Origin of the sequence: Mycolicibacter nonchromogenicus (assembly GCF_002101775.1) — a bacterium.
Lineage (GTDB): Bacteria > Actinomycetota > Actinomycetes > Mycobacteriales > Mycobacteriaceae > Mycobacterium > Mycobacterium nonchromogenicum.
On the sequence record NZ_LQPI01000053.1, the window covers coordinates 12,531 to 28,199 of the forward strand.

Annotated in this window: 14 protein-coding genes and 1 pseudogene; 4 read left to right on the forward strand and 11 right to left on the reverse strand. The window is 67.4% G+C overall.

All coding sequences use genetic code 11. From position 1 onward, the window contains the following. The first annotated feature begins 1 nt into the window (after position 1). On the forward strand, positions 2 to 2,800 hold the full coding sequence (locus tag AWC18_RS14625) for an aconitate hydratase (RefSeq protein WP_085139194.1): 2,799 nt from the start codon (positions 2 to 4) through the stop codon (positions 2,798 to 2,800). Between the two features lie 6 nt (positions 2,801 to 2,806). On the opposite strand, the gene AWC18_RS14630 is transcribed toward AWC18_RS14625, so the two are convergent. The 7 genes from AWC18_RS14630 to AWC18_RS14660 form a co-directional block, all read right to left on the reverse strand. After that, positions 2,807 to 3,865 carry an ABC transporter ATP-binding protein gene (locus tag AWC18_RS14630; protein WP_085139195.1) on the reverse strand — a complete coding sequence of 353 codons (1,059 nt, stop codon included), beginning with the start codon at positions 3,863 to 3,865 and terminating at the stop codon, positions 2,807 to 2,809. Positions 3,866 to 3,877: 12 nt separating this feature from the next. Next, positions 3,878 to 4,717 (reverse strand): carbohydrate ABC transporter permease, encoded by an 840-nt coding sequence (locus tag AWC18_RS14635; RefSeq protein WP_064999363.1) that lies wholly within the window; start codon positions 4,715 to 4,717, stop codon positions 3,878 to 3,880. Further along, entirely contained in the window at positions 4,714 to 5,598 is an 885-nt protein-coding gene (locus tag AWC18_RS14640; protein WP_085139196.1) for a carbohydrate ABC transporter permease, read from the reverse strand. The genes AWC18_RS14635 and AWC18_RS14640 overlap by 4 nt, the downstream gene beginning before the upstream one ends. Further along, positions 5,595 to 6,935: an ABC transporter substrate-binding protein gene (locus AWC18_RS14645; RefSeq protein ID WP_234806536.1), complete on the reverse strand. Its 1,341-nt coding sequence runs from the start codon at positions 6,933 to 6,935 to the stop codon at positions 5,595 to 5,597. Before AWC18_RS14645 ends, AWC18_RS14640 begins: the two co-directional genes overlap by 4 nt. Before the next feature lie 11 nt (positions 6,936 to 6,946). After that, a complete protein-coding gene (locus AWC18_RS14650; RefSeq protein ID WP_085139197.1) occupies positions 6,947 to 8,860 on the reverse strand; it encodes a YhgE/Pip domain-containing protein in 1,914 nt (637 codons plus the stop codon). A 2-nt stretch (positions 8,861 to 8,862) separates the two neighbouring features. Further along, positions 8,863 to 9,615, reverse strand: coding sequence for an ATP-binding cassette domain-containing protein (locus tag AWC18_RS14655; RefSeq protein WP_085139198.1), 753 nt, complete (start codon positions 9,613 to 9,615; stop codon positions 8,863 to 8,865). Between the two features lie 88 nt (positions 9,616 to 9,703). After that, positions 9,704 to 10,591, reverse strand: coding sequence for a sigma-70 family RNA polymerase sigma factor (locus AWC18_RS14660; protein WP_085139199.1), 888 nt, complete (start codon positions 10,589 to 10,591; stop codon positions 9,704 to 9,706). Positions 10,592 to 10,664: 73 nt separating this feature from the next. On the opposite strand from AWC18_RS14660, the gene AWC18_RS14665 reads away from it, so the two are divergent. Then, on the forward strand, positions 10,665 to 11,015 hold the full coding sequence (locus tag AWC18_RS14665) for a DoxX family protein (protein ID WP_085139200.1): 351 nt from the start codon (positions 10,665 to 10,667) through the stop codon (positions 11,013 to 11,015). Between the two features lies 1 nt (position 11,016). On the opposite strand, the gene AWC18_RS14670 is transcribed toward AWC18_RS14665, so the two are convergent. The 3 genes and pseudogenes from AWC18_RS14670 to AWC18_RS22045 all read right to left on the reverse strand — a co-directional run. Further along, entirely contained in the window at positions 11,017 to 11,460 is a 444-nt protein-coding gene (locus AWC18_RS14670) for a TOBE domain-containing protein (protein ID WP_085139201.1), read from the reverse strand. 89 nt (positions 11,461 to 11,549) lie between these two features. Continuing rightward, positions 11,550 to 12,101, reverse strand: coding sequence for an isochorismatase family protein (locus tag AWC18_RS22040; RefSeq protein ID WP_165758011.1), 552 nt, complete (start codon positions 12,099 to 12,101; stop codon positions 11,550 to 11,552). Between the two features lie 54 nt (positions 12,102 to 12,155). Further along, a pseudogene (locus AWC18_RS22045) lies at positions 12,156 to 12,470 on the reverse strand (DUF2784 family protein); the annotation flags it as partial. A gap of 92 nt (positions 12,471 to 12,562) precedes the next feature. Between AWC18_RS22045 and AWC18_RS14680 the strand changes: the two are divergent. Then, a complete protein-coding gene (locus tag AWC18_RS14680) occupies positions 12,563 to 13,093 on the forward strand; it encodes an RDD family protein (protein WP_085139203.1) in 531 nt (176 codons plus the stop codon). 160 nt (positions 13,094 to 13,253) lie between these two features. Here AWC18_RS14680 and AWC18_RS14685 read toward each other — a convergent pair whose 3' ends face one another. Continuing rightward, positions 13,254 to 14,762, reverse strand: coding sequence for a carboxylesterase/lipase family protein (locus tag AWC18_RS14685; RefSeq protein ID WP_085139204.1), 1,509 nt, complete (start codon positions 14,760 to 14,762; stop codon positions 13,254 to 13,256). A 209-nt stretch (positions 14,763 to 14,971) separates the two neighbouring features. Between AWC18_RS14685 and AWC18_RS14690 the strand changes: the two genes are divergently transcribed. Continuing rightward, positions 14,972 to 15,667: a hypothetical protein gene (locus tag AWC18_RS14690; RefSeq protein ID WP_085139205.1), complete on the forward strand. Its 696-nt coding sequence runs from the start codon at positions 14,972 to 14,974 to the stop codon at positions 15,665 to 15,667. Positions 15,668 to 15,669 lie beyond the last annotated feature (2 nt).

The following is a 15,669-nucleotide window of genomic DNA, read 5'->3' on the forward strand; positions in this document are numbered from 1 at the left end:
AATGGCCGCAGACAAGTACCTCGACAGCTTCGGAACGCGGGGCCGACTCGGCGTCGAGGACACCACGTATCAGATCCGACGGCTCGACCGCGTCGATGGTTCGGCGCGACTCCCCTACAGTCTCAAGGTTCTGCTGGAGAACCTGCTCCGCAATGAAGACGGCCGGCTGGTCACTGCCGAGCAGGTCAACGCGCTAGCCGGGTGGGACCCGAGCGCCGCGCACGGCCGGGAGATCGCCTACACGCCGGCGCGGGTGTTGATGCAGGACTTCACCGGGGTGCCGTGCGTGGTCGACCTCGTCGCGATGCGCGACGCGATCCTCGAGCTGGGCGGTCAGACCTCCCGCATCAACCCGCTGTGCCCGACCGAGCTGGTGATCGACCATTCGGTGATCGCCGATGTCTTCGGCCGTGCCGACGCCTTCACCATCAACACCGAGCTGGAGTTCGAGCGCAACGCCGAGCGCTATCAGCTGCTGCGCTGGGGCCAACAGGCCTTCGATGACTTCTCCGTGGTCCCGCCGGGCACCGGCATCTGCCACCAGGTGAACCTGGAGTATCTGGCACGGGTGGTGTTCACCCGCGACGGTGCCGACGGACCAATGGCCTACCCGGACACCCTCGTGGGCACCGACTCGCACACCCCGATGGTCAACGGTCTGGGGGTTCTGGGCTGGGGTGTCGGAGGGATCGAGGCCGAGGCGGCCATGCTCGGACAACCGATGAGCATGCTGATCCCCCCGGTGGTCGGCCTGAAACTCACCGGTGAACTACAGCCCGGCGCCACCGCCACCGACCTGGTGCTCACCGTCGCCGAGCTGTTGCGCGCCACCGGCGTGGTCGGCAAGTTCGTCGAGTTCTTCGGCCCCGGGGTGGCCAACGTCCCGCTGGCAAATCGCGCCACGATCGGCAACATGAGCCCGGAGTACGGGGCCACCTGCGCGATCTTTCCGATCGACCAGGTCACCTGCGACTATCTGCGCCTGACCGGCCGCTCCGAGCATCAGATCAAGCTGGTGGAGGCCTACGCCAAAGAGCAGGGCATGTGGCACGACCCGGACCGCGACCCGATCTACTCGCAGACCCTGGAACTGGATCTGAGCCGGGTGGAGCCGTCGATCGCCGGCCCCAAACGCCCGCAGGACCGCATCCCGCTGCGGTTGGCCCCGCACACCGTCGCCGCGCTGCTCGACGGCGCCGAAACGACCGCCCAGGCATTGTCGGATCTGGACAAGGCCTCGGCGGACTCATTCCCGGCCAGCGACCCGATCGCCTTCGGGGAATCCCAATCGGAGGGAAAACCCCGGGCGCACTGGGACGGTGGAGACAAGCTCCCCTGGCGGACCGACGCCAAGCCGATCGAACTGGCCGACGGCACCCGCACCGAGATCGACAACGGCGATGTGGTGATCGCGGCGATCACCTCGTGCACCAACACCTCGAATCCCTCGGTGATGGTCGGGGCGGCATTGCTGGCGCGCAATGCCGTCGACAAGGGGCTGTCCCGCAAGCCATGGGTCAAGACCACCCTGGCGCCCGGGTCGCGGGTGGTGACCGATTACTACGAGCGGGCCGGCCTGACGCCCTACCTGGACAAGCTGGGCTTCAACCTGGTCGGTTACGGCTGCACCACCTGCATCGGCAACTCGGGGCCGCTGATCCCCGAGGTGAGCAAGGCCGTCATCGACAACGATCTGACGGTGTGCTCGGTGCTGTCGGGCAACCGGAACTTCGAGGGTCGCATCCACCCCGAAGTCCGAATGAACTTCTTGGCGTCGCCGCCGCTGGTGGTCGCTTACGCACTGGCCGGCACACTGCGGCTCAACCTGGTCACTGATCCGTTGGGCACCGGCAGCGACGGCGAACCGGTATACCTGCGCGACATCTGGCCCACCGCCGAGGAGATCGCCGCCGTGGTCGATGACAACCTGCAGGCCGAGATGTTCACCTCCAGCTACGCCGACGTCTTCACCGGCGATGACCGCTGGCGTTCCCTGGACGTCCCCGACACCGACACCTTCTCCTGGGCACCGGATTCCACCTACGTGCGCCGACCGCCGTACTTCGACGGCATGACCCGCGAGCCGGCGCCGCTCACCGACATCACCGGCGCCCGGGTGCTGGCCAAGCTCGGCGACTCGGTCACCACCGACCACATCAGTCCGGCCGGATCCATCCGATACGACTCGCCCGCGGGAAAGTACCTGTCGGAACATGGAATCGAGCGCAAGGACTTCAACTCCTACGGCTCGCGGCGCGGCAATCACGAGGTGATGATCCGCGGTACCTTCGCCAACGTCCGGCTGCGTAACCAATTGGCACCCGGAACCGAGGGCGGCTTCACCCGCGACTTCACCCGGCCCGACGGACCAGTCAGCACCATCTACGACGCGTCGGTGAACTACCTGTCCGCCGGAACTCCCCTGGTGATCCTGGCCGGCAAGGAGTACGGATCGGGCTCCTCACGCGACTGGGCCGCCAAGGGCACCGTGCTGCTCGGTGTGCGAGCCGTGCTGGCGGTCTCCTACGAACGCATCCACCGCTCCAACCTGATCGGCATGGGCGTGCTGCCGCTGCAGTTCCCCGACGGCGCCGACGCAGACTCGCTGGGCCTGACCGGTGAAGAGACCTTCGACATCACCGGTGTGACCGCACTGAGCGACAGCATCCCCGACACCGTGCATGTCCGGGCCGGCGACATCGAATTCGATGCGACCGTGCGCATCGACACCCCCGGCGAAGCCGACTACTACCGGCACGGCGGCATCATGCAGTACGTGTTGCGGCAACTGCTCGACTGAGGGCGCTCAGCCGATCCGGGCGCCGTCGGCGCCGAAGAAATGCAGATCGGAGAGGTCGAAGCCCAGTGCCAGCCGGGCGCCTCGGTCCACGTCGGTGTTACCGGGAACCCGGGCGACCACCGCGGTCTGCACATCGTCGGTGGTGCCGTACAGATAGGTGTCGGCACCCAGCTCTTCGACGAAGTCCACCGTGACGCCGATCCCGCGCTCGGCGATCCGCAGGTGCTCTGGCCTGATGCCGACCACCAGTTGCGTTGCCGCAGCAGATATCTCCCTCGGCACGTCGATAGGACAGCCGCCCAGCGACACCGTGCCGTCGACGGCCGAGAGCGTGAACAGGTTCATCGCCGGTGACCCGATGAACCCGGCGACGAACACGTTGGCCGGCCTGCGGTAGAGCTCACGCGGCGGGGCGCACTGCTGCAGCACCCCGTCGCGCAGCACCGCGACGCGATCGCCCATTGTCATGGCCTCCACCTGATCGTGGGTGACATAGACGGTGGTGATCCCCAGTCGCCGTTGCAGTTCGGCGATCTGGTTACGGGTCTGCACCCGCAGCATGGCGTCCAGGTTCGACAGCGGCTCGTCCATCAAGAACACCTGCGGACGTCGCACGATCGCGCGGCCCATCGCGACGCGTTGGCGTTCACCGCCGGACAGGTCCTTGGGCTTGCGCCCCAAGAGTTCGGCCAGACCCAGCAGCTGGGCGGCTTCGGCCACCCTGGCCCGGATCTCGGGCTTCGGGGTCTTGGCCACCTTGAGTGCGAACCCCATGTTCTGCGCCACGGTCATGTGCGGATACAGGGCGTAGTTCTGGACTACCATGGCGATGTCGCGATGGCCGGGGTCGGTGGTCGTGACGTCGTGATCGCCGATGTAGATCCGGCCGGCGTCAACCGGTTCCAGGCCGGCCAGCATTCGCAGCGTCGTCGTCTTGCCGCAACCCGACGGCCCGACCAGCACCATGAACTCGCCGTCGGCGACCGCCAGGTCCAACGCCGCCACGGCGGGACGCTCGGCGCCCGGATACTGCCGGGTCACCGAGTCGAAGGTCACTGACGCCATGGATTCTCCTGACTACCGTCCACCGAAGCCTGTGGCCGCGATCCCGCTGACGAAGGCCCGCTGGGCGATCGCGTAGACCACCACCAGCGGCGCCAGCATCAGCATGGCGGCCGCCATCAGCACCGGCCACTCGGCGACGTACTCCCCCTGCATCCACACCAGCCCGAGCGTCAGGGTGGCGATGTCCTTGTGCTGAATCATCAACAGCGGCCACAGGAAGTCATTCCAGACGTTGATCCAGGTCAATACCGCCAGCACCATCACCGCGGGTTTGGCGTGCGGCAACAGAATCCGCCAATAGATCACCCACGGTGAGCACCCGTCCAAGATCGCGGCCTCTTCCAGATCGACGGGCAGGGTGGCGAAGAACTGTCGCATCAGATAGGTGCCGAACGCGCTGCCGAACAGGCCGGGGATGATCATCGCCCACATGGTGTCGGTCCAGCCGAAAACCCGCATCAAGATGAACTGCGGAATCACCGTCACGGTCAACGGCACCATCAGAGTGGCCAGATAGAGCACGAACAGCGTGTCACGGCCGGTGAACGGCAGCCGGGCGAAGGCGTAACCGGCCAGCGAGCAGAAGAAGACCTGTCCGGCGGTCACGCAGCCGGCGTAGAGAACGGTGTTGAACAGCATCCGCCAGAACGGCATTCGGGTGAACACGTCGACGTAGTTCGACCACTGCGGGTGGGCCGGCAACAACATCGGCTGGCTGATCTCGGCTTGACGTTTCAGCGAGCCGGACAGCGCCCACAGGATGGGGAACAACGCGCAGGCGGTGACCGCGGCCAACCCCGCGTAGACGGCCAACAGCCCGGCAATGCGGTGGCGCGCGGGCGGGCCGGTCACTGGTCGACCGCATTTCTGCGTGACAGACGCAGTTGCAGGATGGTCAGCGCCAGCAATATGGCAAACATCACCCAGGCCAGCGCGGACGCATACCCGAAGTCCAAGAAGGCAAAGGCCTGCTGAAACAGCATGATGGCCAACACGTAGGTTCCGGTTTCGGGCCCGCCGCTGCTGCCGGTGAGCACGTACACCAGATCGAATGCCTGGAATGCGTTGATCACCGAGATCACCACCACGAACCACACGGCTCCGCGGATCATCGGCACGGTGATGGACACGAAGCGCCGCACCTCGCCGGCGCCGTCGATGCGGGCGGCCTCGTGCAGGGAGTCGGGCACACCCTGCATGGCCGCCAGCAGGATCACCGTCGCAAACGGCACGCTCTTCCAAACACTGACCAGACACAGCGACGCCATCGCCCAGTGTGGTTCGGTGAGCCACGGCACCGGTGCGATACCCAACCAGCCCAGCATGATGTTGAGCAGTCCGCTGTCGGTGTTGAACACGAACTGCCACACCACCGCGATCACCACCGAGGACACCGCCAACGGCATAAAGGCGATCGCCCGAAACAGGCCGATTCCCTTGATCTTGCGGTTCAGCAGGCCGGCCACCGCCAGGCTGATGAGCACCGTCGGAACCACGGTGCCGACCGTGAACACCGTCGTGTTGCGGACCGCGATGCCGAACAACGGGTCACCGGTGAACAGGTCGCGATAGTTCGCGGCGCCGACGAACTTTGGTGCGCTGAACAGGTCCCATCGCTGGAAGCTCATGTAGAGCGAAAAGGCCAGTGGGAAGGCCATGAACACCGCGACCGCCGCCAGATTCGGGGCGATAAACCATCGCCCGGCGCGTGCTCGTCTGCGGGTGGGATTCATGCGGTGGCCAACAGTTCGTCGATCTGCGGTGCCAGTCCGGTTTTCAGCGTGGTCGCGGACCGCTTGCCGCGCAGCACCGGGCCGATGGCGCGGTCCATCAGAGCGTGGACCTTCTGCCAGTCCGGGGAGATCGGCAGTCCCTCGGAATGTGCCGGGCCGCCGGTCAGCACGGCCAGGTTACGAATCCCGGTGTGGGCGGCGGTGAATCCGGGCGAGTCGATCGCCGAGCGCAGCACCGGCACGAACAGCCCGGACTCCCCGATCAGTGACTGCCCTGCCGGCCCGGCCGCGAATTTGAGGAACTCCCAGGCCTGCCAACGGTGACGGCTGTCCGCGGCGATGGCCAGACCGGTACTGCCGATGGCGGATCGAGCTGCCATGCCCTTGGCGGCGGCAGCCGGACCGGTCGGCAGCACCGCCACATCGAAATCCAGTTCCTCGGCTTGAGCGAAGGTCTGATAGCGCCAGTGCCCGCCGAGCGCCATCGCCGCCTTGCCCGCGGTGAACAGGCCCATCGTGGAGATCGACTGGGTGTCGGCGGCGGCGGGCGCCACCTTATGCACGTTCGCCAGATCCGCGTAGAACTGGATGCCGGCGAGAAAGTCGTCGTCGTCGTAGTTCAGGTGGGTCGGGTTGACTCGCGGCACCGCCCACGGCACGCCGTTGTTCATGCCGAACAGCGCTGCGGAGTAGGGCGGTGACCAGGTGTCGACGAAGCCCCACCGGGTGACCCGGCCATGGCCGTCCCGTTGGGTGAGTGCGGCGGCGGTGGCGAGGAACTCGTCGAACGTCCAGGGGGTGTCCCAGCGACCCGGCGGTGGCGGCACACCGGCCTCGGCGAAGATCCTGGTGTTGTAGAACAGGAACGCACCCGACCACTGCTCCGGGAACGCGTACTGGCCGCCGTTGAAGCCGAACGTCTCATAGAGTGCGGGGATGCTGTCGCCGCGCAACGCGGCGGCGAACTGCTGATCCCGATCCAGCAGGCCATTGAGGTCCAACAGCACACCGCGGTCGGCAAGTCCGGCGTAGTTGAACTCCCACGCCATCAACACATCCGGGCATTTCCCGCCGGCGCAGAACGTCGACATCTGCTGGGTGGGGTCGCCGCCGGCCAATATCGTGCGCACCCGAATGTCGGGGTGTTCGCGCTGGAACGCGTCGACGATCCGCATTCGGGCGTCGGCCTCTTCGGGGTTGGCCGCGAAGAAGAAGGTCAGTGCGTCATCGTCGCTGCCGCACGCCGATGTGGCGGGCAACAGTGTTGCCGCCCCGATCGCCCCGGCGCCGCGCAGCACGCTGCGGCGCGTGAGTGTTCGTGCAGCAGAGGCCCGCACCTGCGAAACCGTCAGACTTCGATCGGCGGGTAGAGGCGTTCGAGGGTGTACTGACGATCTCGCCGCGCAGCCCAGGAGCTGGCCGCCAAGGAGACCACCAGGATCCCGGCCAGGACGGCTACCGACGTCCACAGCCGCTCATCGATACCGCCGACGGTCAGCTGGCGCAGCCCGTTGACGGCGTAGGTCATCGGGTCATAGGGGTGCAAGATCTGGAACGGCTTCGCCGTCGTCTCCACCGGATACACCCCACCGGACGACACCAGCTGGAACATCAGGAACGCCAGGGTGAATACCCGGCCGACGGCCACACCGAGCACGGCGTTGAAGGCCTGGATCATCGCCAGGAATGAGGCGGCGATCAACGCCAGGAAGGCGATCGTGCCCGCGGCGTATCTGGCCTGCAGTCCCACCCCGAAGTGCACCACCGTGTACATCAGCAAGACCTGGCACACGCCCAGCAGCAGGGCCGGCCAGTAGGAGGCGAGCACCACCCGCAGCGCGCCCAGGCCGTTGACGATGGCGCGGGTCTGCAGCGGCGTCAACAACATCCACACGATCAGCGAGCCGATGAACAGTGCCAGCGGCAAGAAGAACGGCGCGAACCCGGTGCCGAAGGTGGCGGCGTGATGGGTGAAGTCCAAGTCGACCCCGACCGGGCTGGCCAGGATCGCCGACACGTCGACGCGTTGCTGGTCGGTGATGGTCGACGCGCGCTGGTCAGCCTCGCCCAGCCCCGAGGCCAACTCGGCGGTACCGTCTTTGAGCTGGTTGCTGCCGTCGGTCAGTTCGACGAGGCCGTCACTGAGCTTGGTGGCCCCGGACACCAATGCGTTGGCGCCGTCGCGCAGCGAGACCACATCCGACCGGAGGTCGCCGTCCAGCGCATGGGTCATGAAGGTGCGCAGCCCGCTGTTGGGATCGGCCAGATCGTTCTCCAACTTTTGGGTGTTGGCGCGCAGTTGGGCCAGGCCCTCGTCGGTGGCCGGATCCAGTCCTTGGACGTCGAGCAGTTTCTGAGCGCCGGCGAGGGTGTCGCCGAGCGCACGCACGGCTGGGTCGGGATTGGCACGCAAACCGTCCACCACCTGATTCACGATCCCGGCGGCCTGCTTGTAGTTGACGTTGAGGGACGCGATCCGGTCGCTGACGCTCTTGAGGTTGCCGCTGAGGCTGGCCGCGGCCGCGCCGGCGGCGTTCGGGTCGAATCCCATAGCGGCCAGGTCATCGGTGGCCTTGAGCAGCGGATCGGTGGCCTGTTGCACACCGTTGGCCAGCCGGCGCGCTCCGTCGGCGAGCGCCGCGGACCCATCGCGTGCGGTACCCATATTGTCGGCCAACGTCTTTGAGCCGTCCGCGAGCTGGCGGGCTCCGTCGGCTGCCTTGTTGACCTCGTCGGTCACCATGGTCAGCGCGGTGCCGATCACTTTTTGGCCGACCTTGGCGCTCACCTCGTTGAGCACCTCGCGCGCGGCGTTCTGTCCCATGACCGAGGCCAGGTAGTTGTTGGCGTCATTGAACCGGAACTGGATCTGCGCCTTTTGGGGGTGCGGGCCCGTCGGGGACACCACCGCCGCGCTGAAGTCGGACGGCAACGTGATGGAGAAATAATACGTTCCGTCGGAAACACCCTTAACAGCTTCGCTTTCCGACACCTGATGCAGATCGAGCTGGCCGGATTCGACCAACGCCCGGGTCACTTCGTCCCCGGCGTGCAACTGCTCGCCGGACACCACAGCGCCGGTGTCCTCGTTGACCAGGGCGACGGGGATCTTGTCGATCGCGGCGAACGGATTCCAGAACGCCCACAGGTACATCGCGCCATACAGCAGTGGCAGCACGATGATGGTGATCAGAGCCAGTCGCGGCATGGTGCCGCGCGAATAGCGTTTGAGGTCGGTTCCCAACGACATTCCGGCGAGCATGGTCAGCGGTTCCCCTTCTCGTGTCGGCCGGGAACGAGCTCGGCGCGTTCAAGATGGTCGACGGTGATCTGAGCGGTGAGCCCGAATCCGTCGGGAATCGGGTTGGCCGATGAGGTGATCACGGTCTGCTGCTCCCCCAGGGCGACCAGCCGAGTGAGTAGGCGGTCGCGATCGTCGCTGTTACGGATCTCGTCGATGCTGCCGACCACCAGTAGTGGCGGACGTGCGGTGTTGGCCAGCGCGATGCGCAACAACAGCCCGGTCAATTCGTCGAGGTGCTCGACGTAGTTGTGCAGCTCGGGCAGCGGGAGATCGCCGAAGACGGGGCCGCAGATCGCGTCGCGCTCGGCCGCACCGGCACGGCGGACCAACCGGTACCAGGGCGAATTCCAGCGGACCTGCTCGGTGATCAGGTCTGCGACCGTCACCGACTCGTAAATCGAGTCGAGCTGTTCGATTCCCGCCAGGGCGGCGATGCCGAAGATGTCACGGGCCCTGCTGTGGCCGAGCACGGTGAGTGTGCCCGACGACGGCTTCATCCGGCCCGCCAGGTTCATCATCAAGGCGGTGCGGCCCGACCCGGGCGGGCCGACCAGCACGGTGGTGCCACCGGCCGGGATGTCCAGATCGAGGGGTCCGAAGACACGTCCCCACGGCCCGGTCATCGTGATGCCGCGGGCCACCACTGCCGGCGGTGCCGGTGTGCTCTCGCCTCCCGGGGTGCTCTCCCCAGCGGCGGCAGACTCGTCTGACATGCAACGCCCCCTTCACTCATCGGTTCGCGTGACCCATCAAAGCAGAACCACCCTGCCCACAACGGCTGTGCGGTGCTGTTGCGGCGAATCAGAGCTCGGGCAGTTGCAGGACTGCGGTGCGCAGCCGCTCGCTATCACCCGCGATATCGATGGTGTGGATGCGCCCGTCGCCGCCGATTCCGATGCGCAGCAGGGCCAGCAGGCGGCCGGCGGGGGCGATCGCGATGCCCGGTGCGCCGTCGATGAGCAGGACGGCGCCGGCTCGTGCGCGCCGGGTGAAGTGCCGGGTCTCGGTGGCGACGTCGGCGGCACCACGCATCTCGGTGGGCACCCCGGCAGGTACCAACACGCGGTCCACCCGCCGCACCACGTCGGGCGCCAACAAGGTCAGCAATGCGGGGATGTCGCCGCCGCGCGAGGCGGCCAGGAACGCGTTGACAATCTCCAGATGCTCAGTGCGGCGTCGCGGCTGCTCGGCCGGCCCAGCCTGAAGCCGGGCTCGAGCGCGGCTGGCCAGTTTCTTGGCGGCGTCCGGCGAGCGGTCCAGTACTGTGCCGATCTGCTCGAACGGCACGTCGAACACGTCGTGCAGCACGAAGGCGACCCGCTGGGCAGGTGACAGCCGGTCCAGCACCACCAGCAGCGCACGACTGACCGCTTCGGAGCGCAGCACCTGTTCGTCGGCGGCCGGTGCAGCCAAGGCGGGGGTGCTGTCTGGCTCGGGTGCATCCGACAGTGACTGTTCGCCGCGACGCGAGCGTGCCCGCAGCTGGTCTATGGCGATGCGTGCGGTGATGGTGGTGAGCCATCCGGGCAGGTTGTCCACCGCCTCGAAGTCGGCGCTGCTGGCCTTCAGCCATGCAGATTGGACGGCATCGTCGGCGTCTGCCGACGAGCCGAGCAGATGAAACGCCACCGAATGCAGATGCCGGCGGTTGTCTTCGAACCGTTGCGCCAAGACGTCGGTGTTGCCCATGGGTCACCTTTCCCGATCGGGAGCCGTCACAGGGGTGGAGCCATATCCATCGACGACAGGAAAGAGCAACACCATGAGCGTACCGACCGTCTACCTGGTCACGGTCGCGATCACCGCGGCCATCACCATCGCTATCGCCATCGCCGACTTCGTTCCGGCGCAGTTCGTCCTGGCCAATTCCGCGCGGGTCGGTGTGCCGCGGTCCTGGCTGCCCCTGCTGGGCGGGCTGAAACTGGCCGGCGGCCTGGGGCTGCTCATCGGGTTGGCGGGAGTCCCGCTTATCGGTGTCGCGGCCGCCGCCGGACTGGTGGCCTTCTTCCTCGGGGCGATCGCCACGCATGTGCGCGCCGGGGTGCTGTCCAACATCGCGTTTCCGGCGTTGTTCCTGGCCGCGGCGACAGCATCGTTGGTGATGCTGGTCTGAGTCAGCCGAATTCGACGGTCGAGTCGGTGTGGCCGGCCGCACCGGCTCGTCGCGGCAGTTCCAGGGCGACGTTGGTGGCCTTGACCGACGCGACGACCAGGCTGCCGGGCTGCAGTTGCAGCTCGTCGGCGGCCTCCCTGCTGACCAGCGACACCAGCCGGAACGGACCGGCTTGGACCTCGACCTGTGCCATCACCGTGTCGCGGGTGACCTTGGTGACCAGCCCGACCATCCGATTGCGCGCCGACTGGCCCACCACCGGGTTGCGCGAGACCGGTTCGACCGCAGCGCGCTCTTGGGCGAACCGGGCCAGTTCGGCACCGTCGACGGTGCGGGGGCCACTGCCCGACGTCAGGGTCAGGCGACCGGAGTCGATCCACCGCCGAACGGTGTCGTCGCTGACCCCGAGGAGCTCGGCGACTTCGGCAATGCGAAAGCTCGGCACGTAGTGAGTTTATCGCCGCGGGCGCGCCGCAACAGCGTCCTGGGAATACCGGATCACCGTGCTCGGAGCCCCGCGGAGCTTGGCATCGCTCATCGGATCGTCTCGATCACCGTGACACCGGCGCTGCGCATCGCCTCCAGCGCCGCGGCTGTCGAGTCGGCCGACACACCCGCGGTCAAAGGCGACAATACGGTGGCGCAGAAGCCCTCGCGCACAGCGTCTTTGGCGGTGGCGGACACGCAGTGCTCGGTCGCGACACCGACCACGTCGACGTCGCTCACTCGGCGTTGCCGCAGCCAGTCGGCCAGGGCTGTGCCGTGGTCGTCGACCCCCTCGAAGCCGCTGTATCCGGCGCTGTAAGCGCCCTTCTTGAAGACCGTTTCGATCCGGTCGGTGTTCAGTGCCGGATGAAACTGCGCACCGGGGCTTTCCGCGACGCAGTGCGGTGGCCACTCGGAGAAGTGCGCGCCGGGGTCGATGTGCCAGTCCTGGGTGGCCACCACGTGCGCGTACCGGGTCGTGGCGGCCGGGCTTTCCAGGTAGCGGCTGATCTGTTGTGCGACGCCCACCGCGCCGGTGACCGGGATCGCCCCGCCGGCGCAGAAGTCGTTCTGCACATCGACGATGATCAGCGCCCGCATACGTTCACAGTATCGGCGGCGCCGCAGCGCTTCTCGCGCACACAGCGCCCAGGACCCGAGGACCGCCACCAGCACCGCGACCTCTATGGCGGTGCTCCACGCGGGTGGGTAGAGCACACCGGTCAGATAGTGGGCGATGAATCCGTCCGGCGGGAGCGCGGCCATTCCGGCGGCGGCACGTGCCCGTCGTTCCAGCCAGGTCAGCGGGCAGTCCAGATGCCCGGCAACGATCAATACCGCCCAGATCGCCGCCGCCCCATGCAGCCAGAGAGTGCGGGGCCAGCGCAGCGCGAGAAAGCCGCCGACCACGACATAGCCGACGAATGCAAGGTGCGACGAAACGATGAGCGCCACCAAGATCTGGTACATCGGTCCGCCGTTTCGCCCTCCGCAGAAACCGCTTCCGGCTCTGTTTGTCACGGTACATTGGCGAACATCCAACGTGGTCAGGAGCGAATCTGATGACAACCGGCGATTTCGGCCCCAACGGTCCTGGCTACGGCCCGGGTTATGGCCAGCCCGGCGGCTATCCGCCGCCGCAGGGCTGGGGACCGCAACCCGGAGGGCGACAGAAGCCCGGCGGGCTGGGCAGGCGCTTTTGGGCACGCGTGCTCGACGGCGTGCTGGTCGGCATCGTGGCGTTCTTCCTGTCGTTGTTCGTGTTCTCCGACGATTACCCGTTCCTGGTGACTGGTTTGTTCTCCGGGGCGCTGACCTTCGGCTACTTCGTGCTGTTCGAGGTGGCGCAGGGGGCCACCCCGGGCAAGCGGCTGCTGGGCCTGGCGGTGCACGGACCCGACGGGGTGTCGAGGCCGACGGCTTCGCAGTCCGCCGTGCGCAATTCGTTCACGCTGCTTGCCGTGGTCCCCTACCTCGGTCCGTTGCTGGCCTTCCTGGCCTACGTCGTGATCGCCGTGACGATCAGCGGCAGCCCCACCAAGCAGGGCAAGCACGACGAACTGGCCGGCGGGACCCGGGTGACGCGGGCCTGATTCAACTCGCCTTCAACTCGCCTTCAACGCGCGCGTTCAACTCGCGAACAGACGCGAAGGCCCCCCATTTGGGCAGTTTTAGGGGGCCTTCACGTCTGCTCGCGGGAGGTTTCGGCGGGTTAGCGGGGGCTAGCGGGGCCTCGCGGGAGGTTTCGGCGGGTTAGCGGGCTAACGAAAAGCCTTGCCAGGCCTTGCGTCGTTCGGGGGCCGGGTCATACTCCAGGCGGGTCCTGCGGTCGAACACCATGACGGCGCGCTGGTCGGCGGTGTAGGCCGGCCAGTTGTCGTCGGGTACCCCCGCCCGGCTGAAGGCTCCCCAGCGCCGCTGCACCTGCTTGCTGACGTGCAACGCCGTCCGGCGGTCCGCGCCGGCGGTGAGCAGCCGCCCGAGCCCGCCGGTGCGGTACACGTCGAACACCGCGAACAGCTCGGTGGCGTGCGTGGCGCCCATGCCCGACCAGCGCAGCATCCGGGGCGCGTAGTCGTAGCGGTAGACGTAGGTGGGGGCGTGCGCGCCATGGGCTTCGGCGATCTGCCACACCGCGGCGTTGAAGGCGAAATCGCCGCCGAGCTGGATGCAGGCCGCCCGCTTCGGGTAATCCGGATAGGCGGCGATGATGCGATCACGCACGTCGGCCTCGACGCCGGCCAGCACGGCCTCGACCGTCGGCTCGTCGACCGGCAGCATCCGCAGGACGCGGGTGAACAGACGTCCCTCGTCGGCGTTGCTGCCCACGATCAGCGGAACCCGGTGCGCTGCCCCCTCCCGCATGGCCTCCACCGGATCCACCGGAAGCACCTCGTCGCCGCAGACCGGGCCGATCGGGAAGGCACCCAGCATGTCCCGGTTGCCGTCGGCGATCAAACGGTTTTGCGCTGCCAGCAGTTCGGCCGGTGTCACCCGCAGCAACGCCTGCGCGCCATCGGAGGGGCGCACGCCGAGCAGCGTGGCGAATCGCTCGGCGAATGCGGCGGCGATGTCGGTGTTACGCACCAACCCCGCGGCCGGGCTTTCGGCGATCGCGCGGGCGAACAGGCCCTCTGCCGCGGGAACCGCCAAGAGAGTGGCCACGGCGTGCGCGCCCGCGCTTTCCCCGAAGATGGTGACATTGTCGGGGTCGCCGCCGAATGTCGCGATGTTCTCCTGCACCCAGCGCAGGGCGAGCACCAGGTCGCGCAGGTAAAGGTTGCTGTCCAAGGTGATCTCAGACGTCGACAGCGAGGACAGATCCAGGCATCCCAGCGCGCCCAGCCGGTAGTTGACCGACACGTACACGCAGCCGCGACGGGCCAGCGCCGCGCCGTCATAGATGGGTGTGGCCGAACTGCCCATGATGTAGCCGCCACCGTGGATGAAGACCATGACCGGCAGCGGGCCCGCCCCGGCGTCCTCCGGAGCCACCACGTTGAGCGTCAGGCAGTCCTCGCTGGTCGGCTGAAACCGGCCGGGGCCCATGGCGGTGTAGAACCGTTCCTGCGGTGCGCAATTGGCGAATCCGTGGCAATGGCGCACCCCCGACCAGGGCTCGGCCGGCTGAGGCGCCCGAAACCGCAACGGGCCGATCGGCGGGCGGGCATACGGGATGGATCGCCATCGGCGCACCCCGTCACGGATGAAGCCCTCCACCACGCCGGTGGTGATCCGGGCCTGCACAGGCTGGTTATGCATGAGCCGAACGGTAGCGAATCACCCGATGGTTAGCGACCCTAGGCGAAGGAGAGGCGCGGCTGGACCGCCGAATCAACCCGGCGGTTAGCAAGCCTCGAACGAAGGAGAGGCGCGGCTGGACCGCCGAATCAACCCGGCGGTTAGCAAGCCCCGACGAAGGAGAGGCGCGGCTGGACCGCCGCACAGACAGAGCCCGATAGCCTAACGGCATGCGTCTCACCGGGCTGATCGCCGTACTGCTGTTGGTAGCGGGATGTTCTGGCGCCAGGGTCGGTGAGCCCGAGCCCACGTCTGCACCGCCGGCCAGCTCAAGCGCAGCGCCGTCGACGTCGGTGACGTCCACCGCGTCGAAGCCGCCGGCTCCCCCGGCGGCCGGCGCGGCGATCGCCGACGTCATCGCCTGGATTGAAGCCGGACAGCCCGTCGATAGCGCCGAGTACCACAAGGTCACCCGCGACGGAGAGGTCACCGACCTCATCGACGATGTCGCCTTTACGGTGGCGGCCGGGCCGCGCCGTGCCACCACCTGCGTCACCGATTCGGATTCCCCCGACAGCGCTCTGGCCTGCGTGGTGGATCTGGCCAACCCGCCGGCGCAGCCCGCCGAGATCTACGGCGAGTGGAAGGGCGGTTGGGTCGACTTCGGTGGCAGCAGGCTGCGGGTGGGATCCGCGCACGGTGACCCGGGCCGGTTCGTGCACGGTGAGGGGGCGCAGCTGCCCGACGGGTCCACCCTGGCGTTCGGCGACTATCGCTGCCGGGCAGACCAGACAGGCCTGATCTGCGTGAACTACGCCCACCGCTCGGCGGTGCTGTTGCGTCCGGCGGGCATCGAAACCTTCGGCTGCCTGCATCCGGTGCCCCCCGCGGCCGACGCCGGCGAAGAGTACAGCTGCGCCAGCTGACG

What these genes read in the sequence shown, in the direction of transcription:
- AWC18_RS14625 (WP_085139194.1), top strand. Translation starts at nt 2, where the DNA reads ATGGCCGCAGACAAGTACCTCGACAGCTTCGGAACGCGGGGCCGACTC.
- AWC18_RS14630 (WP_085139195.1), bottom strand. Translation starts at nt 3,865, where the DNA reads ATGGCGTCAGTGACCTTCGACTCGGTGACCCGGCAGTATCCGGGCGCC.
- AWC18_RS14640 (WP_085139196.1), bottom strand. Translation starts at nt 5,598, where the DNA reads ATGAATCCCACCCGCAGACGAGCACGCGCCGGGCGATGGTTTATCGCC.
- AWC18_RS14650 (WP_085139197.1), bottom strand. Translation starts at nt 8,860, where the DNA reads ATGCTCGCCGGAATGTCGTTGGGAACCGACCTCAAACGCTATTCGCGC.
- AWC18_RS14655 (WP_085139198.1), bottom strand. Translation starts at nt 9,615, where the DNA reads ATGTCAGACGAGTCTGCCGCCGCTGGGGAGAGCACCCCGGGAGGCGAG.
- AWC18_RS14660 (WP_085139199.1), bottom strand. Translation starts at nt 10,591, where the DNA reads ATGGGCAACACCGACGTCTTGGCGCAACGGTTCGAAGACAACCGCCGG.
- AWC18_RS14665 (WP_085139200.1), top strand. Translation starts at nt 10,665, where the DNA reads ATGAGCGTACCGACCGTCTACCTGGTCACGGTCGCGATCACCGCGGCC.
- AWC18_RS22040 (WP_165758011.1), bottom strand. Translation starts at nt 12,101, where the DNA reads ATGCGGGCGCTGATCATCGTCGATGTGCAGAACGACTTCTGCGCCGGC.
- AWC18_RS14680 (WP_085139203.1), top strand. Translation starts at nt 12,563, where the DNA reads ATGACAACCGGCGATTTCGGCCCCAACGGTCCTGGCTACGGCCCGGGT.
- AWC18_RS14685 (WP_085139204.1), bottom strand. Translation starts at nt 14,762, where the DNA reads ATGCATAACCAGCCTGTGCAGGCCCGGATCACCACCGGCGTGGTGGAG.
- AWC18_RS14690 (WP_085139205.1), top strand. Translation starts at nt 14,972, where the DNA reads ATGCGTCTCACCGGGCTGATCGCCGTACTGCTGTTGGTAGCGGGATGT.